A 22,024-nucleotide genomic window follows, 5' to 3' on the forward strand; every position below is an offset into this window, starting at 1 on the left:
TTCTCCGGTACGATCGTCACCGTAGGAGAACGCCCGTTCTCGCGTCAAGGAGTGATCGTCCATGGACAGCGCGGTCGCCCGGGAGCGGGTGCTGGACGCAGCGGAGGAGCTGTTCTACGGGCGGGGTATCCAGTCCGTCGGGATGGACGCCGTCCGGGGCGCGTCCGGGGTCTCCCTGAAGCGGCTCTACCAGCTCTTCCCGGCGAAGGAACAGCTGGTCGAGGCCTATCTGGAGCGGCGGGACGAGCGCTGGCGCGGCCGGCTGGCCGCACATGTGGAGCGCGAGGCCGATCCGGAGCGTCGCATCCTGGCGGTCTTCGACTGGCTGGAGGAGTGGTTCGGCGAGGAGGGGTTCCGCGGGTGCGCGTGGATCAACTCGTACGGCGAACTGGGTGCCACCTCGGAGCGGGTGGTGGCCCAAGTACGGGCGCACAAGCGGGCGTTCGGCGACTACCTCGCCTCGCTGGTGGCCGACGCGGGGCGGCCCGCCGCACTGGCCGCCCCGCTGTTCCTGCTGGCCGAGGGCGCCATGGTCACGGCGGGCATCACCAGGAGCACCGGGCCGGCCGCCGAGGCGCGCGACGCGGCGCGACTGCTGCTGGAGTCCCGCTGAGGTCGGGCGGGGCCGGCGAGCTCAGTACGCCGTGCGTCGGCCCACCGTCTCCGACACGATATGGCCGGAGATCGCCGCTGCCCGGACACGAATCGGAGGGCCGGATTCACCGCCCGGCCGGGGCCGGTCGTCGCACCTCGGAAATTCGCTTGTCCCCGCACGGCCGCCACCCCCAGGATCTGGCCATGCTGAAAACCGATGCCCCGCTGCCGCTGACCGCCACCGCCGTTCGTCCGGTGCGTGTCCAGCAGCAGCCCGGCCGTCCATGGAGGCCCGCGCCCGCGCGCTCATGAGCGCCGCGCTCGTCGCGGGACTGCTCGCGGGGTACGGCATCGCCATCCCCGTCGGTGCGGTCGGCGCCTATCTCGTCTCCCTCTCCGCCCGTACGTCCCTGCGGACCGGTGTCTGCGCCGCGCTCGGTGTCGCCGCCGCCGACGGGCTCTACGCCCTCCTGGCCACGGTCGGCGGCTCCGCCCTCGCGGGTGCGCTGCGACCGGCGCTCGGGCCGCTGCGCTGGGCCTCCGCCCTGGTGCTGGTGGCGCTCGCGGTCCTCGGCACCGTCACCGCCTTACGGCAGTACCGCGGCCACCGGCTCGCCACCCGTGTCGACCCGCCTCCGCCGAGCCCCGCGCGGGCCTTTCTGACGCTGCTCGGGATCACCCTGCTCAACCCCACCACCGTGATCTACTTCGCCGCCCTGGTGCTCGGCAGCCGTGCCGAGGAGTCCGTGCGGCCCCTGGAACAAGGCGTGTTCGTCCTGGCGGCCTTGGTCGCGTCCGCGAGCTGGCAGCTGCTGCTGGCGGGGGGTGGCGCCCTGCTGGGCCGGGCCCTGACCGGGCGTCGTGGGCGGCTGGCGACGGCGCTGCTGTCGAGCGGCGTGATGACGGCGCTGGCCGTGCGGATGCTGGTGTCCGGGTCGTGAGCGGGCCGGCGGTCACGGTGCGAAGGCGCGGGCCACCGCGAGGCTGTCCTCGTAGACGTGGTGGCGGACGACCAGTCCGTCCTCGACGGTGAGATGCAGGGCGAACCTGGCGCGATAGGCGCGCCCGGTGCTGGCCGCGGTCTGCCGGATCTCGCCGAGCACCACGGCGTCGGCGCCGTCCACCAGGATGCGCTCGATCTCCGTCGCCGCCTCTCCCGGGACGTGGTGCGCGGCCAGCTCCCGGTAGTGGGCGGCGGCGTCGGCCCGGGTGGCGCGGTGCCGGATCCAGGGGGTCGCGCCGCGGCCGTGCTCGTCCTCGGGCCAGTCCAGCCTCCAGTCGGCGGGCTCGGCGTACAACTCGGCGATCCGCTCGGGGTCACCCCGGCCGATCCTGAGCAGCAGTTCCTCGACCACGGCGCGGGTCGTCGTGGCGGGGGTCGTCGTGGTCATGGGGCCCTCTCCCTCGGACGGACGGCTGTCGTGCGGTGCCGTCCCGACTGTGCCGTATGTGCTGGACCGGGGCGATTACCCGTGAAGTAATGGCAGCGCGACGCATTTCGGGGCCGTCGGGGAACGTGGTACGGATGAAAGCCGTTCGTATCGATGTTGAACCCCGGTACGAGCAAGGCCTGATCAACGACGATGGGACGGATGCCATGCCTCTTGAGGGCGACTACGAACCCAGCCCGGAGCAGTGGGTGCGCGACCAGGTGGAGCTGTACGAGAGCTCCGGCGGCACCAAGGGAACGACGCTGATGGACACGGGAATGCCCGTCATCCTGCTGACGACCCGGGGCGCGAAGAGCGGCAAGCTCCGCAAGACGCCGCTGATGCGCGTCGAGCACGAGGGAAGGTACGCGGCGGTGGCGTCGCTGGGCGGGGCGCCCAAGCACCCCGTCTGGTACCACAACGTCAAGGCCGATCCTCACGTGGAACTCCAGGACGGGCCGACCAAGCGGGACATGACGGCCCGTGAGGTCACCGGAGCGGAGAAGGCCGAATGGTGGGAGCGCGCCGTCGCGGCCTACCCGGCGTACGCCGACTACCAGAAGAACACAGACCGGGAGATTCCGGTCTTCGTGCTGGAGTCCTCGGACGGGAACTGAACCTCCCGGAAAAAATTCTCGCCCGGGGTGGCATGGACCGGCATCGGCCGGGCACCCGAGCGTCAGGCCCCGCCGCGTTCCCCCGTCGCGGCGGGGCTTTCCCCTGCTTCGGCGGCGGGCCGGTCGGTCACGTCGAGGAAGATCTGGCCGGTCTCGGGAACGGTACTTGCGATGGACCGCTTGATCCGCACCGCGACCTCCTCGACCCGCTCGCTGTCCAGTCCGGGCACCAGGTCGATGCGGGCCGCCACCAGGAGCGAGTCCAGCCCCATCTTCATCGTGAACAGCGCCTCCACGCTGTCGATCTCGGGCTGCGCCTGAAGCAGCGCCCGGATCCTGCCGCTGGACTCCGGGTCGGCGGCCTCCCCGATCAGCTGGTCCCGTGCCTCGCGGCCGAGGCGGTAGGCCACGTACACGAGCAGGGCGCCGATCGCCAGGGACGCGGACGCCTCCCACACCACCTGCCCGGTGACCATGTGCAGGGCCATGCCGGTGATCGCGAGGGTGACGCCGAGTACGGCCGTGCCGTCCTCGGCGACCACCGTGCGCAGGGCGGGGTCGCGCAGACCGTCCATGCCCCGGCCCTGCCGGCGCACCTGGTACAGGGCCCTGAGCAGCGAGAGTCCCTCGGCCACGAAAGCGACGCCGAGCACCACCAGGCCCGCCACATACCCGCTGAACTTCTCCTCGGCACCGTTCCTGAGGGCCTCGAAGCCCTGGAAGAAGGAGAAGCAGCCGCCCATCACGAAGATCCCGACGGCCGCGAGGAGCGACCAGAAGTACCGCTCCTTGCCGTAGCCGAAGGGGTGACGCCGGTCGGCGGGGCGGCGGCTGCGGCGCAGCGCGGCGAGCAGGAAGACCTCGTTCATGCTGTCGGCCACGGAGTGCGCGGCCTCCGACAGCAGCGCCGGCGATGCCGCCAGGAGCCCGCCGACGGCCTTGGCGACCGCGATCACGAGGTTGGCCGCGAGCGCCACGAGCACGGTGACGCGCGTACTCCTGTCGGGCTTCCGCTCCGCCTTCAGGTCCGCCTTCTCGTCTGCCCTCTCGTCCGCCTTCTCGCCTGCCTTCTGCTTTGAGGATGTCCCTGTCACCTCCGCCGACTGCCCCGGTCGATGAGGCTCACACCGTGCCGTCGGCGGAAAACGGGGAACGCGTTCACCAGGGAAGGCACACGAAAGGCAGCCGGACAGGCAAGGAGGAACCATGGGTGCCGGAGACGACGGCAACCGCGGGTACGGCCAGAAGGCGTTCAAGCGGTCCAAGAGCCACTTCACGGACCGGATCACCGCGGACGGCCAGGACGGCTGGCCGGTGGAGGCCGGCCGCTACCGGCTGGTGGCCAGCCGCGCCTGCCCATGGGCGAGCCGCGCGGTGGTCTCCCGGCGTCTCCTCGGCCTGGAGGACGCCCTGTCCCTCGCCGTCGCCGACCCGATCCAGGACGACCGCAGCTGGCGCTTCACCCTCGACCCCGACGGCCGCGATCCCGTCCTCGGCATCCGTTACCTCAGCGAGGCCTACGACCGGCGGGAGACCGACTACCCGGGCGGCGTGAGCGTGCCCGCGATCGTGGACGTGCCCAGCGGCAAGCTGGTCACCAACGACTACCAGCGGATCACCCTGGACCTCGCCACCGAGTGGACGGCCCTGCACCGGGAGGGCGCACCCGATCTGTATCCGCGGGCGCTGCGCGACGAGATCGACACGGTGATGGCGGAGGTCTACGAGGACGTCAACAACGGCGTGTACCGGGCGGGCTTCGCGACGGACCAGGAGGAGTACGAGGCCGCGTGCGCGGGCGTCTTCCGGCGCCTGGAGCTACTGACGCCCCGGCTGGCCCGGCAGCGTTATCTGGTGGGCGACACGATCACCGAGGCGGACATCCGGCTGTTCACCACCCTGGTCCGCTTCGACGCCGTCTACCACGGCCACTTCAAGTGCAACCGTTGGAAGCTGGCCGAGAACGAGGTCCTGTGGGCGTACGTCCGCGACCTCTACCAGACGCCGGGCTTCGGAGACACCGTCGACTTCGACCACATCAAGCGGCACTACTACCAGGTGCACACCGGCATCAACCCGACCGGCATCGTGCCCCTCGGACCGGACCTGTCCGGCTGGCTGGCACCCCATCACCGTCAGGAACTGGGCGGCCGGCCGTTCGGCGACGGGACGCCGCCGGGTCCGGTACCCGTGCACGAGCAGGTCCCCCAAGACCACCGACCCACCCGCTGACCAAGGAGATTCACGTGGCCAAGAAGAAGAAACTGCCCTTCGCCTACAAGCCGGTCGGCTTCGTGCTGGGCTGGACGAGCGGAACGCTGGCAGGACTGGCCTTCCAGAAGACCTGGAAGGCCATCCGGCACGAGGACGACGCGCCCGACGCCCTGGACCGGGACCGCGGCTGGGGAGAGATCCTGCTGGCCGCCGCGATCCAGGGCGCGATCTTCGCCGTGGTACGCAGCGCGGTGGACCGCACGGGCGCCAAGGCCATCGAACGTTCGACCGGTGTCTGGCCGGCCGGCGAGAAGGGCGGCCGGGACTGACGGCGGCCCCCCGGCCCCGCCCGGCCGCGAACGCGCCCGGGCGGGGCTCAGCCGCGCTTCGGTACGGACGCCGCCCGGCGGGCTCAACCCGGCTTCGGTGCTGACGCCGCCCGGCGGACCTCACCCCCGCTCCGGCGCGGTCGCGCCCACAGGACCCAGCCCCACTCCGACACAAACCCGCCCCACAGCCCTCAACCCCACCCCGGCGCAGACACACCCACGGGGCTCAACCCGGCTTCGGCACGGACGCGCCCCACAGCCCTCAACCCCACTCCGGCACAGACACACCCACAGGACCCAGCCCCACTCCGACACAAACCCGCCCCACAGCCCTCAACCCCACCCCGGCGCAGACACACCCACGGGGCTCAACCCGGCTTCGGCACGGACGCGCCCCACAGCCCTCAACCCCACTCCGGCACAGACACACCCACAGGACCCAGCCCCACTCCGACACAAACCCGCCCCACAGTCCTCAACCCTGCTTCGGCGCAGTCGACGGCACGAGGCGCAGGGTGAAGGAGTGGCCGGCCGGGTCGGCGTAACCGCGTTCCTCGTACGGTCCGCCGGCGTCCTTCGTCTCCAGGGGCCGCCCGCCGAGGCCGACCACCCTGCGTTCGGCCTCGTCCATGTCCTCGACCACGAAGTCGAGGTGGGCCTGGAGGGCGTTCTCGGGCCGGGGCCAGCTCGGCGGCGTGGCGTTCACATCGCGGCGGAAGGCCATGCGGATCCCGTCGGCGCCCCTGATCTCGACCCGGTTCGCACTCTCGTGCGTCTGCTCGGCGCCCAGCAGTTCCTTGTAGAAGACGGCGAGCTTCTCGGGCTCGGCGCAGTCGAGCACGACCACACCCGTTTTGACCAGTGCCATGTCTCCTCCGAGGGTCCGGGGCGCGGAACGGAGGTGTTCCGCCGCCCTGTACCTACCGGATATCCCGGCCGGGCCGATTCAGTCGGCCGCCGGAGCTCAACTGGCGTGAGCAGTAACGGAGATCACGGGCCAGGACCCGGCGTAGATCATTTACGCTGGCAGCCTCGTACTGCTTCTCGGTTCAACTTACGGCCGTAGAAGCCCAGTTCGAGTGCGAGGGCGGTCGCGGCGACCGCCCGCTCGCAGGGGCGGGGGGCTCTGCGTCACGTCGCCCGAAAGGAAGCACATGCCTCAGGACGTCCGGTTCGATCTCCCCTTCGACACCCCCGTCAGCGAGCACCTGGAGTACGCCCGGGCACGCCATCTTCGCTGGATCTGGGACATGGGGCTGATACGCAGCCTGGCCGGTTTCGAGGAGTACAAGTCCTGGGACCTCCCCCAGGCCGCCGCCCGCACCTATCCGCACGCCACGGCGGAGGACATGGTCGTCCTGATGAACTGGTTCTCGCTGGCCTTCCTCTTCGACGACCAGTTCGACGCGAACCGGCCGGACCGCGCGGACCGCATAGCGGAGGTCGCGCGCGAGCTCATCGTGACCCCGCTGCGGCCGGCCGGAGTCCGCCCCCGGGTGGTCTGCCCCATCACCCTGGCCTGGGCGGAGGTCTGGAACCACCTCTCCGATGGCATGTCCCTGACCTGGCGGACCCGGTTCGCCGCCTCCTGGGGGCGCTTCCTGGTGGCGCACTGCGAGGAGGTCGACCTGGCGGCCCGTGGCCTCGCGGGAACGCTGGGCCTGGCCGAGTACGCCGAGTTCCGCCGCCGTACGGTCGGCATCCACCACAGCATCGACGCGGGCGAGCGCAGCCGTGGCTTCGAGGTGCCGTCGCAGGCGATGGCCCATCCGCTGATGGAGCGGATGCGCGATCTGGCCGCGGACACCATCGGGTTCATGAACGACATCCACTCCTTCGAACGCGAGAAGCGCCGGGGCGACGGCCACAACCTGATCGCCGTCCTGCACCGGGAGCGGGGGTGCTCCTGGGAGGAGGCGGCCGCCGAGGCGTACCGCATGACGACCGCCTGCCTCGACGAGTACCTGGAACTGGAGGCCCGCGTCCCGCGGATGTGTGACGAACTCCGTCTCGACGAGGACGAGCGGGCCCGGGTGCGCAGCGGCGTGGAGGCCGTCCAGCACTGGATCAACGGCAACTACGAGTGGGCGCTGGTGTCGGGCCGCTACGCGGCGGCCAAGGAGGGCCCGGCGGCCGCCGCCGAACTGGCCGGACGGGGCTCGGTGGACGACCTGCTGGCCGTGTGACGGGCCGGCGCTGCCCGGTCGGTGCTCCGACCGGGCAGCGGGGAGGCGGGCACTACACGGGGAACTCGACCGGCAGGCTGTCCAGCCGGGACTCCCAGGTGGAGGCGGTCGAGCTGAGCTCCTCAGGCGATACGGCCAGCCGCAGACCCGGCAGCCGGTGCAGCAGGATGTCCACGCCGATCTCGACGATGGACTGGCCGATGTTCTGCCCGGGGCACTCGTGCGGGCCCGCGCTGAACGCGAGATGCGACTGGTTGCCCTGGACGGACACCTCGGGGTCGGGCCGGACCTCCGGGTCGGCGTTGCCCGGCGCGAGCCCGAGGACGAGGAGGTCGCCCTCCTTGATGAGGTGTCCGCCGAGTTCGAGGTCGGTGGCGGCGAAGCGCCCCGGCAGGACCGCCAGCGGCGGTGCGTTCCACATGACCTCCTCCACCAAGGCGGAGATGTTCAGCTGACCGCTGACCAGGCCGACGAGCCGGTAGTCGTCGGTGAGGACGAGTTGCAGCACGCGGGCCAGCAGGTTGCTGGTCGTGGTGTGCGCGGCGATCAGCACCAGCCGCAGATGGCTGACGACTTCGTCCGGGTCGAGGCCGGCGGGATGCTCGAGCAGGGCGGTCGTGAAGTCCGAGCCCGGCTCGACCCGCCTGCGTTCGGCGAGTTCGCCGAGGATGTGGACGATGCGGTCGTTGTGGGCGAGTGCCCCCTCGCCGCCCTTGAGGACCTGGGCGCAGGACTCGACCAGGCTGCGGCCCTCCGCCGCGGGCAGCCCGAGGATGCGGGTGAGGACGAGCATCGGCAGGTACTCGGCGTAGTCCGCCACCAGGTCGGCCTGTCCGGCGTCCGCGAACGCGTCGATCTGCTGGTTCGCGAAGTGCGTGGCATGGCGGCGCACCCCGCGAGCGGACGCGGCCAGCAGCCCGTCCGTGACGGCTCCGCGCAGCCTGCGGTGCGGTTCGCCGTCCTGGGAGACGCAGTCGGGGCGCCAGGCGAGCATCGGCACCAGCGGCGAGGTCTCCTCGACGCGGCCGGCCTGCCAGTCCCGCCAGATCCGGGCGTCCCGGCTGTACTGACGGGGGTTGTCCAGCACCCGCCGGTTGTCCCGGTAGCCCAGGACCAGCCAGGCGGGCACGTCGCCCTCCAGCAGAACCGGGGCCACGGAACCGTGTTCCTTGCGCAGCCGCTCGTAGATGCCGTGCGGGTCGGTCGCCGCCTCCGGACCGTACAGCCGGGCGGCGTCGGTCCCGCCGTGGGCGACGGGGCAGCCGCCCGGGGCGTCGGGACCGTTCGGGGCGTCGGGACCGTTCGGGGTCTGGTCAGTCATCGGAGCTCCAGTGCCACGGCGGACCGTTCCATCAGGTGACCTGTCAGGGCGATGAGTACGTCACGGCTGGAGGCCCGGTCGCGGGCGTCGCAGGCCACGACCGGGATGTGCGGGGAGATGTCCAGCGCGTCGCGGATCTCGTCGACCGGGTGGTCCGTGGAGTCGGGGAAGACGTTCAGGGCGACCACGAAGGGGACGTTCTGCCGCTCCATCTCCTCGATCGCCCGGAAGCTGGAGGCGAGCCGGCGGGTGTCCACCAGGACGACCGCGCCGAGCGCGCCCTTGCACAGGCCGTTCCACAGGAACCAGAAGCGCTCCTGGCCGGGCGTGCCGAACAGGTAGAGCACCAGCTGCTCGTTGATGCCGATCTTGCCGAAGTCCAGACTGACCGTGGTCTCGGTCTTGTCGGTCACGCCGATGAGGCGGTCGACGCCGACGCCGGCCTGGGTGAGGGTCTCCTCGGTGGTCAGCGGCTTGATGTCGCTGACCGAGTGGACCATCGTGGTCTTCCCGGTGCCGAACCCGCCGGCGATCATCACCTTCACCGAGCGGGTGCCCCCGCGGTCCGGTCCGCCGGGATGGTCAAAGCCGTTGAAGTCCACTGAGTACCTCCTCAAGGAGCGCGAGGTCCGGCCCGCGACCGGCATGGTGCGCCGGGATGGGGTCACGGGCTTCGACGCGGCCTGCCTCGAGCAGATCCGCCAGCAGCACCGCGAGAATGTTGAAGGGCAGTCCGAGATGGGCGCCGAGTTCGGCCGCCGACAGCGGATCGCGGCAGCGCCGCAGGATCTCCTCGTGCTCGTGCTGCATACCCGGTACGGGGGCGGTACGGGAGACGATCAGTGTCGCCACGTCGAGACTCGACGCCGAACCGCCCGGTCCACTGCGTCCTCCGGTCAGGACGTAGTAGCGCTCGAGACCTTGGGGGTCCCCCCTGCTCGGGCGAGGGCGAGAGCTTGGGGGAGGGTCCGTGGGCCGGCGGGGAGCACTCATCCAGAGTGCTCCTCCAGGCGCACAGTGGTGCCGAGCAGCTCACCCATCCGGCGGGCGAGATCCCTCATCTGATGTCCGAGCAGCCCCTGGTCGAGGCCTTCTCTGGCGAGGACGCCGAGGTACGTCTCCACACCCGCGCGTACGACGAAGAGATGGCCGCCGTCGACCTCGATCATCGCCAGCCGCAATTGGCCCGGCTGTCCGCCGGATCGCGAGAACTGCTCGGCGACCGGATGGGCCAGCGCCTGCAGGCCGGCCACCACGGCCGCGAAACGGTCCACGTCGTCGGGGTCTTCGGCACCGAACGAGGTGATCGCCTTGCCGTCGCTGGAGGCCACGAGGGCGAAGCGGATCTCCGGGATGGATTCCACCAGATCGCGCAGCGCCCAGCTCACGTCGGTTCCATGTTGCGTCATGTGGACTAGTCGCTCTCTTCAGTGCGGTGCTCTGCGGACGCGGGGCCGTCGGCCGCTCCGTCGTTCGCCTCGATGGGCTCGCGCCCGGCGGTGGCGAAGGCGGCCAGGCCGGTGAAGGACGCGTCGGGCGGGACGGCCGGGACGCCGGTCTCCTCGGCCGGCTCGGCCGGCTGGGGCCGCGCCGCCTCGTTCCGCTTGCTCCTGCGCTTGGGCAGTCCGCCGGGCGTGGTGTCCGTGGCGTCGGTCTCCTGCGCCGCGGACCCGGCGGTGGCCGGGGCATGGGCGGGGGCCGCCGTGGCGGACTGGGCGACAGGGGGTGCGGGGACGGCCGCGGGCAGGGGGCTGAAGTACGTGTGGGGGACCACGACCACGACCGAGGTGCCGAGCCAGGGCGAGTCCGCGAAGGTGACGCGGATGCCGTAGCGGCGGGCGAGGGCGCCGACGACCCGCAGGCCGAGGTTGGCGTCCTCGGAGATGCCACCGAGGCCCGGTCCGGCCGCGCTGCCCGCGAGGGCGTTCTCGGCGTCGCGCTTCTTCTCCTCGCTCAGGCCCTTGCCGGAGTCCTGAATCTCGATGCCGACGCCGTTGGGGACCTCTTTGCCGGAGACGAGCACCGGCTCGGTGGGCGGCGAGTAGCGGGCCGCGTTGTCCAGCAGATGGGCGAAGATCAGCGTGAGATGGTCGACCAGACCGCCGTCGACGCCGAGTTCGGGCAGGTGGCGCACCTCGACGCGGTGGAAGTCCTTGATCCGGCCGATGCCGCCGCGCACCACGCTCAGCAGCCGCTGCGGCTCCTGCCACTGCCGGCCGGGCCGGTCCGAGCCGCCGAGCACGCCGATACTGGCGGCGAGGCAGTCGGCGGGGCCGATCTCCTGGTCGAGCTCCATCAGGCCGCGGGCGACGGCCGGCAGCCGGCCGTGCTCGCCCTGCATCTCGTGCAGCCGGCCGCGGAGCTTGCTGGTCAGCACGTGGATGCGGTTGCCGATGCTGATGACGGCCTGCTCGGCGGAGGTCGAGCGGTTGAACTCCTCCTCGACGCCGATCAGGGCGGTCCTGAGGATCTTGCGGAGTTCGGCCTGGAGGTCGGCGTCGACCTTCGCGCACTGGTTGGCGGTGGGCAGCAGGTCGTCGACGGCCTCGCCGGCACGCAGCCGCTTCAGCGCGTCGGGCAGCTGCTCGCCGGCGAGGCGGGCGACCGCGTCCTGCTGGTGCGTCAGCTGCTCCTTCCAGACCTCGGCCTGGTCGGCGAGCTGCGCCTCGTAGGACATGGCCTGGTCGGCGAGCCGTGCCTCGTACGCGGCGGTCTGCTCGGCGATCCGTTCCTCGTACGTCCGGGACAGCTCGGCCAGTTGCACGTCGTAGGCGACTGCCTGGTCGGCGAACTGGGCTTCCTGCGAGGCGCGTTCGGCGGAGAACTTCCGCTCCAGGCCCGCGACGTGCTGCTGCCACTGCTGGGAGTGCTCGGCCTGCGAGGTACGGAAGGAGCCCTCCGCCCGGCGTAGTTGGCCGCGGGTGCGGAGCAGGAGGCGAACGCACACGACGCCGACTGTCGTCGCGGCGGCGCCCGCGACGACGGTGGTTATTCGGTCCGCGCTCATGAACGTGGCGGCAACCGTCCCGCCTCCTAAGGCCAGCGGCATGAGCCACCAGCTGTACCAGGCGACAGGGGCCCGCGCCGCCGACGGCGGAGTGGCGAGTTCCATCTGCATCCTTCGAAGCAACACGATCGAACAGAGGGGGGTTGAGGGAGTGTTCAGGGGGTGGCCAAAGGGGACCGCGCTCATGAGTACGCACCGCGCGACGATCGGTCGGATCGCGTCAACTCGCAGTGTCGAACGGGAGCTTATCGGGTTTGAACCCGAAAGGATCAACCTCGGCCACCCGGCGGAGGTGAGGGTTCCGTCACTCTCCGAACAGGAACCCACACATCGACAAATCCCTTTACGCACCTTCGGGGCCGCGCGATTTCCTGGACAGCTGTCCAGCTATAGTGGACACCCGTCCAAGAAACAGAGGCAGCTCATGGAGATCCTGGCGAACGTGCTGGTCGGCCTGGTGGCCGCGTTGCATGCGTACATCCTCGTGCTGGAGGTGTTCCTGTGGCAGAAGAAGCCCGGCAGGGCACTGCACGGGTTCGACCGGGAGATGGCCGCGGCGACCGCGCCGATGGCCGCCAACCAGGGGCTCTACAACGGGTTTCTCGCGGCGGGGCTGGTGTGGGGGCTGATCGCCTCGGATCCCACCGGGTTCGGTGCGCAGGTGTTCTTCCTGGTGTGTGTGGTGGTCGCCGGTGTCTTCGGCTCGGTCACCGCGAACCGGCGCATCCTGTTCGCGCAGGCCCTGCCGGGCGCACTCGCCCTGGGCGCCGTCCTGCTCACCCGGTGAGCCGGGACACCCCGCAGGACCCGCGGGCCGCGCGCACCCGGGCGCGGCTGCGGCAGGCCCTGCTCGACGAGTGCGCCGACCGCCCCTTGGAGGAGGTCGGCGTGGCCGCGCTGGTGCGCCGGGCCGGCATCGGTCGGGCCACGTTCTACGTCCACTACGACGGCCTGGAGGCGCTGGCCGTCGACGCCTGCGCGGACGTCGTACGGGAGGCCGTGGACGCGCTGCACGCCTGGCGCGGCCGGCCCGACCCGGTGCACGCGCCGCCCGCGCTGGCCGAGTTCTTCGACTCGCTCGCTCCGCGCGCCGCGCTGTACCGCACGCTGCTGACCCCGGGTGGCGGTGGCCCCCTGGGCCGGGTGCTGCACCGGGATCTGCGCGCCTACAGCCTGCGCGAGCGCGAACTCGCGGGCGCGGCCGACGCCCCGCTGGTCGCCTCGGCCGTCGCCGCCACCTTCGCCGGTGTCCTGGCCGACTGGCTGCACGGACTCCTCGAAGCCGACACCCGGGACATCGCCGACCAGGTCTGGCAGTTGCTGGTCGCCCTGCACGCCAGCAGGTGAGCGGTCACATGCACCCCACCATCTGCTTCGTGACGGGCCAGGCCTCCACGCCGTCGGGAGTGCGGACGTGGGCGACGGACCGATCGTCCGTGAGCCACAACTCCTGTTCAGCCAGGCGGTATCCGGTGTCGCGGGCGCCGTCGGGCATACGGACGTCCCCGTCGTACGGGGTGGTCAGCGCGTCACTCTCGAACGCCGACTGTGGATCGCGGACGTACTGCCGCCGGTCCTCGCCCCGGCCCAGGTACAGGAAGTGCGCGCTCTGCCAGTCGCAGTGTTCCGGGCCGGCGTGGCTGCTGATGGTGGTGGTCGGGAGCCGCCGCCCCTGCCGGTCGGTCCAGATCTCGAATTCCTCGGAGTCGGTGAAACTCGCCGGGAGTTCGGCCGGGTCGCAGGAGGCACTCGTCTCCGGGCCCCAACCCGGCCGGTGCTTCTGGTCCTTCGCGACGACGACCGCGACCTTGGTCCTGCCCTTCACGTCGAAGGAGAAGAGCGCGCGGTCGCCCTCAGCGCGCTCCAGGCGGTAGCCGGACCGGGGGATCTCCGGCTGCTCGATGTCGAAGTACAGCTTCAGCCCTTCCTCGGGTGTCGAACCGCCGTCCCCCTTGCCCCACGTCTCACCCTGACCGCCCGAGTAGACCTCCCCGTCACACTCCAACGCCCGTCCTGCCGCGCCCGACTCGACGAGGGCCGCTTCCTCGCTGTTCTCGTCCAGGTCCCGTGTGGGCACGTACAGCGGTCCCTCGTAGGGCGTGGCCGGGGCTGTCCCCTCGACGACCACGTCCTTCACGTCCTTCTCGGCACCGCACCCCATGGCCGCCGTCGCCGCCAGTACCGCCACTGCCACCAGCCTTGCGCGCATCCCCGCCCCTGTCCGTCCGCCGTTGTTCCTGATCTCCGACGCGGCAGCGGTACGGAACGTTCAGCGCGCCGCCGTCTGGAACGTCCGCCGGTATGCCTGGGGCGAGACACCGATGGAGGCGTGCAGGTGCTGGCGCAGGGAGGCACCCGTGGCGAAGCCGACCTGTCCGGCGATCTGGTCCACGGACAGATCGCTGGCCTCCAGCAGGTGGCGGGCCCGGGAAAGGCGCTGCTGGATGAGCCAGCGGCCGGGGCTGAGGCCGACCTCCTCGTTGAAGCGGCGGGCGAAGGTGCGCAGGCTCATCCGGGCGTGGCCGGCGAGGTCGGCCAGGGTCAGGGGGTCGCCGAGGCGCTCCAGGGCCCAGGCGCGGGTCGCGGCGGTGCCGGCCGCGCCCTGTTCCGGGACCGGCTGTTCGATGTACTGGGCCTGGCCGCCGTCCCGGAACGGCGGGACCACGCAGCGGCGGGCGACCGTGTTGGCCAGTTCGCTGCCGTGGTCCCGGCGGACCAGGTGCAGGCAGACGTCCACGCCGGAGGCGGCTCCGGCCGAGGTGAGGATCCGGCCGTCGTCGACGAAGAGCACGTCGGGGTCGAGGGCGATGTGCGGGTACATGCGCCGGAAGCGGTCGGCCAGCTGCCAGTGGGTCGTGGCCATGTGGCCGTCGAGCAGACCGGCCGCGGCGAGGACGAACGCGCCCGTGCAGATGGAGACGATCCGCGCGTCGGGGCGGATGAGGGCGAGGGCGGCCACCACCTCGTCCGGGAGGTCGGTGCCCACGTGCGAGGGGTCGACGGGCGCGATCACCACGGTGTCGGCCGTGGCGAGGATCTCGGGGCCGTGTTCGACGCCGATGGTGAAGTCCGCGTTGCTGCGCACCGGGCGGCCGTCGACGCTGCAGGTCAGCACCTCGTACCGGCCGTCGGCCGCGCCGAGGATCCGGCTCGGGATGCCCAGCTCGAACGGGTACACACCGTCCAGGGCCAGCACCACGACCCGCTCGGCCCGCTCGGCCCTTTCGCCCTGCTCCCGATGCGTCATGGCACGATCTTATCGAAGGTTGGCAATCATGCCATTTCCCGGACCGGAGGCTCCCGGCAGGCTGTTTCACCATGAGCACTGTGAACACGATGCGAGCGATCAGCCAGGACGTCCTCGGCGGTCCCGAGGTCCTGAAGCAGGTGGAGGTCGAGCGACCGCGCCCGCGCCCGAACCAGGTACTGATCAGGGTCCGCGCCGCCGGCCTCAACCCCACCGACTGGAAGCACCGGGCGACCGGCGGCTTCCTCGGCGAGCCGCCCTTCGTGCTCGGCTGGGACGTCTCCGGTGTGGTGGAGGCGGTCGGCATCGGGGTCGCCACCTTCAAGCCCGGCGACGAGGTGTTCGGCATGCTGCCGTACCCCTACGGCCACGGCGCGCACGCCGAGTACGCCATCGCCCCGGTCCGCGCCCTCACCCACAAGCCGTCCGTCATCGACCACACCCAGGCGGGCGCGCTGCCACTGGTTTCCCTGACCGCGTGGCAGGCCCTGGTCGAGAACGCGGATCTCCAGCCGGGGCAGCGGGTGCTGATCCACGCGGCGGCCGGCGGAGTCGGCCACGTGGCGGTGCAGATCGCCAAGGCGCGCGGCGCGTACGTGATCGGCACGGCCAGCGCGGGCAAGCACGACTTCCTGCGCGAGATCGGCGTGGACGAGACGATCGACTACCGGGAGACGGACTTCGCCGAGACCGTGAAGGACGTCGACGTCGTACTCGACACGCTCGGCGGCGAGACCTCCCTGAAGTCGCTGCGCGTGCTGCGGCCGGGCGGGCTTGTGGTGTCGATCCTGCCGGTCGGGTCGGACGACCTCTACCAGGAGGCCGAGCGGCTCGGCGTACGGGCCCTGAGGATGCTCGTGGACGCCGACCGGGCCGGGATGCGCGCGATCGCGGACCTCGTGGCGCAGGGGAAGCTGAGGCCCACGATCGCACACACCTTCCCGCTGGCCGATGCCGCCGAGGCGCATGCGCTGGGCGACACCGGCCGGACCACGGGAAAGCTGGTCCTCACGGTCGACTGACCCAGGGGGTCAGAACGTGAGCACGGAGGTCAGAACGTGAGCACGGGCTTGATCGCCTTGCCCGCGCCCATGTCCCGTACCGCCTGGTCGATGTCCGCGAACGGATAGGTGCTGATCAGGCGGTGCAGCGGGAGCCGCCCCTCCTTCACCAGCTTGACCAGGGCGGGGATGAAGGTCTGCGTCTCGGCGTCGCCGAGGGTGAGGCCGACGACGTGCTTGCCGCCGAGCATCCCGTTCACGTCCAGGGCGACCTCGCTGCCGAACGGCGGGGCGCCGACGATGACGAGGGTGCCGCGGGCGGCGAGCGCGTCGACGCCCTGGCGCAGGACGCCGACGTTGCCGGTGGTCTCGACGACGCCGTCGGCGCCCTGGCCGCCGGTGATCCCCGCGAGTGCCTCGGCGAGGTCGGTCTCACCCGCGTTGACGGTGTGGGTGGCCCCCAACTCCTTGGCCAGCGACAGGCGTTCGGCGACGCGGTCGACGGCGACGATCGTGGCGGCGGGGGTGAGGGCGGCGGCCATGACCGCCGAGAGGCCGACGGCACCGGCGCCGAGCACGACCACTGTGGAGCCGAGGGTCGGCTTCAGTACGTTCCACACGGCGCCGACGCCGGTCTGTACGCCGCAGCCCAGCGGGGCGATCGACTCCAGCGGTACGTCCGCGTCGACCTTGACCAGGCTGCGCTCGTCGACCAGGGCCCGCTCGGCGAACGAGGACTGACCGAAGAAGTGCCCGCCGAGCGGCTCCCCGGCACGGCTGATGGTGCTGCTGCCGTCGGCCCGGCGGCCCCCGATGAGGTTCATCGGCAGCCAGGTGGCGCAGTACGCGGGGTGGCCGTCCCGGCAGTTGCGGCAGTCGCCGCAGGAGGTGAAGGACAGCACGACGTGGTCGCCGGGCGCGACCCCGGTGACGTCGGAGCCGACGGCCTCGACGACCCCGGCGCCCTCGTGGCCCAGTACGCCGGGCAGCGGGAAGGGCAGTCCGCCGCTCGCCACGCCGAGGTCGGTGTGACACAGACCGGCCGCCACCATGCGGACGACCGCCTCGTGCGGGCCGGGCTCGTCGAGCTGGACGTCACTGAGGGTGAAGGGCGCTCCGCCGGACTCGACGACGGCGGCGCGGGTGGTGATGGACATCGTGGGAACTCCCTGGAGTGCGCGCTCAGTCGAGCGAGACGACGACGGACTTGACCCTGGTGTACGAGGCGAGCGCCTCGGTCCCGTACTCGCGGCCGAAGCCGGAGTCCTTGACCCCGCCGAACGGGACGGCCGGGTCGAGCATCGCCCAGTCGTTGACCCAGACGATGCCCGCCTGGAGCCGGTCGGCGATGCGGTGGGCGCGGGCGAGGTTCGAGGTCTGGACGCCCGAAGCCAGGCCGTACGGTGTGGAGTTGGCGAGCTGGACCGCCTCCTCCTCGGAGTCGAAGGGCTGCACGGTCAGGACGGGTCCGAAGACCTCCTCCTGGACGACCCGGGAGTCGTTCGGCAGGTCCGCGATCACGGTGGGCTTGTAGTAGTAGCCGCCGTCGAGGTCGAGGCGTTCGCCGCCGCAGACGATGCGGCCGCCCTCCTTGCGGGCGAGCTCGACGTACTCCTCGACCTTCTTGAGGTGCCGCTCCCCCGCCATCGGGCCGACGACGGTCTCGGGCTGCCGGGGGTCGCCGAGCGGTACGCCGGGGACGGCCTCGGCGAGGATGCCGAGCATGGTGCTGTACACCGGGCGGGAGACCAGCAGCCGCGGTCCGCCCATGCAGAACTGTCCGGTGTTGAAGACGAAGCCCTTGATGACGGCGCCGACCGCCTTCTCCAGGTCGGCGTCCTCGAAGACGATGTGGGCCGCGTTGCCGCCCAGCTCCATGGTGACCGGCTTGAGGTTCTCGCCGGCGACGCTCGCGGCGTGCCGGCCGACGGCGGTGGAGCCGGTGAAGGCGATCTTGTCGACGCCGCTGTGCCTGAGCAGGGCCTCGCCCGCCACCGGGCCGGAGCCGGTGACGACGTTGACCACGCCGTCCGGGACGCCGGCGTCCCGCAGCAGCCCGGCCATGTAGAGGGCGCTGAGCGGGGTCTCGTCGGCGGGCTTGTGGACCACGGTGTTCCCGGCGGCGAGCGCCGGGGCGATCTTGGAGCCGGCCAGGATGAGCGGGAAGTTGAAGGGCGTGATCGCGGCGACCACACCGAGGGGCTCCCGCTTGGTGTACGCGAGGGCGTTCAGGGGTGTGTCGCGGGTCGCGCCGTCCAGGGAGTGGGCGAGGGCGGCGAAGTGCTCGTAGTCGTTGGCCGCGTTCGTCACGTCGACGGCGTGACACAGCGTGATCGGCTTGCCCACGTCCAGGCTCTCCAGCGCGGCGAGCTCGTCGGCGTTCTCCCGGATCAGCTGGGCGACCCGGTACAGGATCCGGCCCCGCTCACGGCCGCTCAGCCCCGACCACCGGCCGTCGTCGAAGGCCTCGCGGGCGGCGCGTACGGCCGCGTCCACGTCGACCGCGCCGGCCTCCGCGACGGTGGTGACGACCGCGCCCCGGGACGGGTCGACCACCTCGGTGCGGGCGCCGTCGGCGGCTTCCCGCCACTGCCCGCCTATGAAGAGCCGTCCGGGTTCGATCTCGATGGTGGTCATCGCCACTCCTCAGCCTCATCGCCAAGATTTCAACCAACAGGATTCCTGTCTGTTCGCAGTCTCATTACAGACAGGTTTCCTGTCAATGCTCTAACCTGAAGTCATGCTCGACACCCAGGCAGTCAAAGCACCTCCGTCTCTCCTCTACATGGTGAAGCAGCTGGAGCTGGTCGTGCGATCGCACCTGGACGACCTGGTCAAACCCTCCGGGATCACCGCACTGCAGTACACCGCGCTCACCGTGCTGGAGCGACACGACGGGCTGTCGGCGGCTCAGCTGGCACGGGACTCGTTCGTCACCGCCCAGTCCATCGCCGATCTCGTACGGTCCCTGGAGAACCGCGGACTGGTGCGCCGGGAGCGCAATCCCCGCAACCGCCGCGAGCTGCTGATCCTGCTGACCGACGCGGGCCGGGAGCTGCTCGCACAGCACGCGGGGCCCGTGCGGGAGCTGGAGGAGCGGATGGTCCGGGAGCTCACGGCCCACCAGAGCGAGCAGTTCCGCCAGGCGCTCTCCAAGGCCTGGCACGCCTTGTCGTAAAGGCTCCGTCGCATTTCGAAGACATATGTCAATCGAACATGCTCAAATTCACTCCATCGAGGGTAACTTGCAGGGCGGGGAACGGATTTGGGCGCACCCCTGCCCCTTCAGGAGCCGGTTGGAGGCGAGGTCGTCGTGGAGCAGGTACCCACACCGCTCACCCGGCATCTGCGCGTCCATCAGGACCGGGGACACACGGTGCTGGAGTTCCGCGGGGAGATCGACATCGCCTCGGCGATGGAGATCATCCCCTATCTCGACCGGGTGACCGGGCGGTCCGACGCCCGCGTGGTGATCGACCTCAGCCGGGTCGAGTTCTTCGACTGCTCGGGGCTGCGGCTGCTGTACCGCGCCCGCAGCCGGGTGCTGGACAACGACGGCCGGCTGCTCCTGGTCTGCACGCATCCGCTCACTCTGCGCGTCCTGCGGGTCACCGGCCTGGCCAGGCTGCTGCCGCCGATGCCGACGCTGGACGCGGCCCTGGACCAGCCCGAGGCCACGTCCGGCTCCGTGTGACCGCACCTGGGTGACGGCGGCCAGGTGACCGGGGCTAAGTGACCGCGGCTAGGTGATGATCTTCGTGACCTGCCCCGCGCCGACCGTGCGACCGCCCTCGCGGATGGCGAACTTCAGCCCTTCTTCCATGGCGATGGGCTGGATCAGCTCGACGTGCATGGTCGTGTTGTCGCCCGGCATGACCATCTCGGTGCCCCTGGGCAGGGTGACCACCCCGGTCACGTCGGTCGTGCGGAAGTAGAACTGCGGGCGGTAGTTCTCGAAGAACGGCGTGTGCCGGCCACCCTCGTGCTTCGACAGGATGTACGCCCGCGCCTCGAAGACCTTGTGCGGGGTCACGGAGCCCGGCTGGATGACGACCTGGCCGCGCTCGACCTCCTCCCGCTTCACTCCGCGCAGCAGCAGACCGACGTTCTCGCCCGCCCGGCCCTCGTCGAGGAGCTTGCGGAACATCTCGATGCCGGTGACCGTCGTCCTCGTCTTCTGCTCGTGGATGCCGATGATCTCGACCTCCTTGTTGACGTGCAGGACGCCGCGCTCGATCCGGCCGGTGACGACGGTGCCGCGGCCGGTGATGGTGAAGACGTCCTCGATCGGCATCAGGAAGGGCCGGTCGATGTCCCGCACCGGCTCCGGCACGAACTCGTCGACGGCGGCGAGGAGTTCGAGCAGCGAGGCACTCCACTCGGGGTCGCCTTCGAGGGCCCTGAGCGCGGAGACCTTCACCACCGGCACGTCGTCGCCCGGGAACTCGTACTCGGTCAGCAGCTCGCGGACCTCCAGCTCGACGAGCTCCAGGATCTCCTCGTCGTCCACCATGTCCGTCTTGTTGAGGGCCACCACGATGTACGGGACGCCCACCTGCCGCGCCAGCAGCACATGCTCCTTGGTCTGCGGCATCGGCCCGTCGGTGGCCGCGACGACCAGGATCGCGCCGTCCATCTGGGCGGCGCCGGTGATCATGTTCTTGATGTAGTCCGCGTGCCCGGGACAGTCGACGTGCGCGTAGTGCCGGCGTTCCGTCTGGTACTCGACGTGGGCGATCGAGATCGTGATCCCGCGCTGCCGTTCCTCGGGCGCCTTGTCGATCTGATCGAACGGCGTGTACGGGTTCAGGTCGGGGAACCGGTCGTGCAGCACCTTCGTGATGGCCGCCGTCAGCGTGGTCTTGCCGTGGTCGATATGACCGATGGTGCCGATGTTCACGTGCGGTTTCGTCCGCTCGAACTTCGCCTTCGCCACTGCGAGCCCTCCTGAGCATCCGGGTGATGCCGAGCCTTGCCGCGCCGTGCTGCGAGCCGTGCCGTGCTCCTTCCTGTCTATTCGGTTCGCGGCGCGTCGAACAGGGCGCTGACGGACTCACCGTTGTGAATGCGGCGCACGGCCTCGGCGAGCGCCGGGGCGACGGTCAGGATCCGCAGCTTGTCCGTGCGCTCCTGCGCGGCGACCGGCACCGTGTTGGTGCACACGATCTCCAGTACGTCGGGCTGCTCGCCGATCCGCTTCAGCGCACCGTCCGCGAACAGTCCGTGCGTGCAGGCGACCCGGATCGAGCGCGGCCCCAACTCACGCAGCCGGTCGAGGAGTTCGAGAACCGTACTGCCCTTGGCGATCTCGTCGTCCAGCACGATGACGTCCCGGTCGGTGACGTCGCCGATGACCGAGTTGATGCTGACCCGGTCGTCCGCGAACCGCTGCTTGGCGCCGGCGGCCACCTGGGCGCCGAGCATCCGGGCGAACGCGGCGGCCTCCTTGGCGTTGCCGAGGTCCGGCGAGACGACGGTGGTGCGGGACAGGTCGTAGCGCCGGAAGTGCGCGGCGAGCTCGCGCAGCGCGTGCAGGTGGTCGACCGGGACCGAGAAGAACCCGTGGACCTGCGGCGAGTGCAGCGTCACCGCGAGGACGCGGCTGGCACCGGCCGCCACCATCAGGTCCGCGACCAGCCGCCCGCCCAGCGAGATGCGGGGCGCGTCCTTCTTGTCGGAGCGGGCGTAGGAGTAGTGCGGCATGACGACGGTGATCCGGCCGGCCGACGCCCCGCGTGCCGCATCGCACATCAGCAACAGCTCGACCAGGTGCTCCTGGACCGGCTTGACCAGCGGCTGGATGAGGAAGACGTCCCGTTCCCGGCAGTTGGCCTGGAGCTGTACCTCCAGACAGTCGTTCGCGAACCGGCTGACCCGGGTGGGGCTGAGCGGCACTCCGAGATGCGCACAGACCTCCTGGGCCAGCTCGGGATGGGCACTCCCGCTGAACACGGCGATGTCTCGCACGATCCCGCTCCTCGCATGATCATTCCGGCTGGCGGGGCTCATGCTACGCACGAAGCGAAAACCGGTTGCGGACCGTCCACAGGGGCGGGTCATGATGGGCTCGCCCGTGTT

25 protein-coding genes are annotated in these 22,024 nt (G+C 70.9%); 11 read left to right on the top strand and 14 right to left on the bottom strand.

All coding sequences use genetic code 11. The features are described from left to right. Window positions 1–61 precede the first annotated feature (61 nt). Window positions 62–613 (top strand): TetR/AcrR family transcriptional regulator, encoded by a 552-nt coding sequence (locus OG252_RS07280; protein ID WP_329334593.1) that lies wholly within the window; start codon window positions 62–64, stop codon window positions 611–613. Between the two features lie 289 nt (window positions 614–902). Further along, the gene (locus OG252_RS07285) at window positions 903–1,535 is read left to right on the top strand and encodes a LysE family transporter (protein WP_329345098.1); all 633 of its coding nucleotides are present in this window, start codon (window positions 903–905) and stop codon (window positions 1,533–1,535) included. Between the two features lie 12 nt (window positions 1,536–1,547). Here OG252_RS07285 and OG252_RS07290 read toward each other — a convergent pair whose 3' ends face one another. Then, window positions 1,548–1,985, bottom strand: a complete 438-nt coding sequence (locus OG252_RS07290) for a nuclear transport factor 2 family protein (protein ID WP_329334595.1) — start codon at window positions 1,983–1,985, stop codon at window positions 1,548–1,550. A gap of 206 nt (window positions 1,986–2,191) precedes the next feature. On the opposite strand from OG252_RS07290, the gene OG252_RS07295 reads away from it, so the two are divergent. Then, entirely contained in the window at window positions 2,192–2,641 is a 450-nt protein-coding gene (locus OG252_RS07295; RefSeq protein ID WP_266453101.1) for a nitroreductase family deazaflavin-dependent oxidoreductase, read from the top strand. A 62-nt stretch (window positions 2,642–2,703) separates the two neighbouring features. Here the strand turns inward: OG252_RS07295 and OG252_RS07300 are convergent, their stop codons facing one another. Further along, window positions 2,704–3,735 carry a cation diffusion facilitator family transporter gene (locus OG252_RS07300; protein WP_329334597.1) on the bottom strand — a complete coding sequence of 344 codons (1,032 nt, stop codon included), beginning with the start codon at window positions 3,733–3,735 and terminating at the stop codon, window positions 2,704–2,706. A gap of 112 nt (window positions 3,736–3,847) precedes the next feature. Here OG252_RS07300 and OG252_RS07305 point away from each other — a divergent pair, with 112 nt between their 5' ends. Then, the gene (locus tag OG252_RS07305; RefSeq protein ID WP_266451152.1) at window positions 3,848–4,873 is read left to right on the top strand and encodes a glutathione S-transferase family protein; all 1,026 of its coding nucleotides are present in this window, start codon (window positions 3,848–3,850) and stop codon (window positions 4,871–4,873) included. 14 nt (window positions 4,874–4,887) lie between these two features. Further along, window positions 4,888–5,184 carry a DUF4235 domain-containing protein gene (locus OG252_RS07310; RefSeq protein ID WP_266451151.1) on the top strand — a complete coding sequence of 99 codons (297 nt, stop codon included), beginning with the start codon at window positions 4,888–4,890 and terminating at the stop codon, window positions 5,182–5,184. A 475-nt stretch (window positions 5,185–5,659) separates the two neighbouring features. On the opposite strand, the gene OG252_RS07315 is transcribed toward OG252_RS07310, so the two are convergent. Further along, entirely contained in the window at window positions 5,660–6,052 is a 393-nt protein-coding gene (locus OG252_RS07315; protein WP_266451150.1) for a VOC family protein, read from the bottom strand. 286 nt (window positions 6,053–6,338) lie between these two features. Here OG252_RS07315 and OG252_RS07320 point away from each other — a divergent pair, with 286 nt between their 5' ends. After that, window positions 6,339–7,370, top strand: coding sequence for a 7-epi-alpha-eudesmol synthase (locus tag OG252_RS07320; protein WP_329334602.1), 1,032 nt, complete (start codon window positions 6,339–6,341; stop codon window positions 7,368–7,370). A 52-nt stretch (window positions 7,371–7,422) separates the two neighbouring features. Here the strand turns inward: OG252_RS07320 and OG252_RS07325 are convergent, their stop codons facing one another. From OG252_RS07325 to OG252_RS07345, 5 genes are read right to left on the bottom strand one after another with little or no spacing between them, the layout of a single operon-like run. Continuing rightward, window positions 7,423–8,691 carry a cytochrome P450 gene (locus OG252_RS07325; protein ID WP_329334604.1) on the bottom strand — a complete coding sequence of 423 codons (1,269 nt, stop codon included), beginning with the start codon at window positions 8,689–8,691 and terminating at the stop codon, window positions 7,423–7,425. After that, on the bottom strand, window positions 8,688–9,293 hold the full coding sequence (locus OG252_RS07330; RefSeq protein WP_266451147.1) for a GTP-binding protein: 606 nt from the start codon (window positions 9,291–9,293) through the stop codon (window positions 8,688–8,690). Before OG252_RS07330 ends, OG252_RS07325 begins: the two co-directional genes overlap by 4 nt. Beyond that, complete coding sequence (locus OG252_RS07335; protein ID WP_266451146.1) at window positions 9,274–9,684, bottom strand: DUF742 domain-containing protein; 411 nt, start codon at window positions 9,682–9,684, stop codon at window positions 9,274–9,276. Before OG252_RS07335 ends, OG252_RS07330 begins: the two co-directional genes overlap by 20 nt. Continuing rightward, window positions 9,681–10,100 (bottom strand): roadblock/LC7 domain-containing protein, encoded by a 420-nt coding sequence (locus OG252_RS07340; protein ID WP_266451145.1) that lies wholly within the window; start codon window positions 10,098–10,100, stop codon window positions 9,681–9,683. Before OG252_RS07340 ends, OG252_RS07335 begins: the two co-directional genes overlap by 4 nt. Window positions 10,101–10,105: 5 nt before the next feature. Then, on the bottom strand, window positions 10,106–11,803 hold the full coding sequence (locus OG252_RS07345; RefSeq protein ID WP_329334607.1) for an ATP-binding protein: 1,698 nt from the start codon (window positions 11,801–11,803) through the stop codon (window positions 10,106–10,108). Window positions 11,804–12,122: 319 nt separating this feature from the next. Between OG252_RS07345 and OG252_RS07350 the strand changes: the two genes are divergently transcribed. Continuing rightward, on the top strand, window positions 12,123–12,485 hold the full coding sequence (locus OG252_RS07350) for a DUF1304 domain-containing protein (protein WP_329334609.1): 363 nt from the start codon (window positions 12,123–12,125) through the stop codon (window positions 12,483–12,485). Continuing rightward, a complete protein-coding gene (locus OG252_RS07355; protein WP_266451142.1) occupies window positions 12,482–13,045 on the top strand; it encodes a TetR/AcrR family transcriptional regulator in 564 nt (187 codons plus the stop codon). The genes OG252_RS07350 and OG252_RS07355 overlap by 4 nt, the downstream gene beginning before the upstream one ends. Before the next feature lie 4 nt (window positions 13,046–13,049). Here the strand turns inward: OG252_RS07355 and OG252_RS07360 are convergent, their stop codons facing one another. After that, on the bottom strand, window positions 13,050–13,907 hold the full coding sequence (locus tag OG252_RS07360) for a hypothetical protein (protein WP_329334611.1): 858 nt from the start codon (window positions 13,905–13,907) through the stop codon (window positions 13,050–13,052). Between the two features lie 60 nt (window positions 13,908–13,967). Further along, window positions 13,968–14,945: a GlxA family transcriptional regulator gene (locus OG252_RS07365; protein WP_329334613.1), complete on the bottom strand. Its 978-nt coding sequence runs from the start codon at window positions 14,943–14,945 to the stop codon at window positions 13,968–13,970. A 71-nt stretch (window positions 14,946–15,016) separates the two neighbouring features. On the opposite strand from OG252_RS07365, the gene OG252_RS07370 reads away from it, so the two are divergent. Next, window positions 15,017–15,967 carry an NADP-dependent oxidoreductase gene (locus OG252_RS07370; protein ID WP_329334615.1) on the top strand — a complete coding sequence of 317 codons (951 nt, stop codon included), beginning with the start codon at window positions 15,017–15,019 and terminating at the stop codon, window positions 15,965–15,967. Window positions 15,968–15,996: 29 nt separating this feature from the next. On the opposite strand, the gene OG252_RS07375 is transcribed toward OG252_RS07370, so the two are convergent. Both OG252_RS07375 and OG252_RS07380 read right to left on the bottom strand, forming a co-directional pair. Next, complete coding sequence (locus OG252_RS07375) at window positions 15,997–17,103, bottom strand: NAD(P)-dependent alcohol dehydrogenase (RefSeq protein ID WP_329334617.1); 1,107 nt, start codon at window positions 17,101–17,103, stop codon at window positions 15,997–15,999. Between the two features lie 25 nt (window positions 17,104–17,128). Continuing rightward, complete coding sequence (locus tag OG252_RS07380; protein WP_266451137.1) at window positions 17,129–18,583, bottom strand: aldehyde dehydrogenase family protein; 1,455 nt, start codon at window positions 18,581–18,583, stop codon at window positions 17,129–17,131. Window positions 18,584–18,686: 103 nt separating this feature from the next. On the opposite strand from OG252_RS07380, the gene OG252_RS07385 reads away from it, so the two are divergent. Both OG252_RS07385 and OG252_RS07390 read left to right on the top strand, forming a co-directional pair. Further along, window positions 18,687–19,124: a MarR family winged helix-turn-helix transcriptional regulator gene (locus OG252_RS07385; protein WP_266451136.1), complete on the top strand. Its 438-nt coding sequence runs from the start codon at window positions 18,687–18,689 to the stop codon at window positions 19,122–19,124. 135 nt (window positions 19,125–19,259) lie between these two features. Next, window positions 19,260–19,640 (top strand): anti-sigma factor antagonist, encoded by a 381-nt coding sequence (locus tag OG252_RS07390; protein WP_266451135.1) that lies wholly within the window; start codon window positions 19,260–19,262, stop codon window positions 19,638–19,640. A gap of 48 nt (window positions 19,641–19,688) precedes the next feature. Here OG252_RS07390 and tuf read toward each other — a convergent pair whose 3' ends face one another. Together tuf and OG252_RS07400 are read right to left on the bottom strand one after the other, a co-directional pair. Next, window positions 19,689–20,882 carry an elongation factor Tu gene (gene tuf, locus OG252_RS07395; RefSeq protein WP_329334621.1) on the bottom strand — a complete coding sequence of 398 codons (1,194 nt, stop codon included), beginning with the start codon at window positions 20,880–20,882 and terminating at the stop codon, window positions 19,689–19,691. Window positions 20,883–20,959: 77 nt separating this feature from the next. After that, window positions 20,960–21,913, bottom strand: coding sequence for a ribose-phosphate diphosphokinase (locus OG252_RS07400; protein WP_266451133.1), 954 nt, complete (start codon window positions 21,911–21,913; stop codon window positions 20,960–20,962). Between the last annotated feature and the right edge of the window lie 111 nt (window positions 21,914–22,024).

The organism is Streptomyces sp. NBC_01352 (genome assembly GCF_036237295.1).
GTDB lineage: Bacteria > Actinomycetota > Actinomycetes > Streptomycetales > Streptomycetaceae > Streptomyces > Streptomyces plumbiresistens.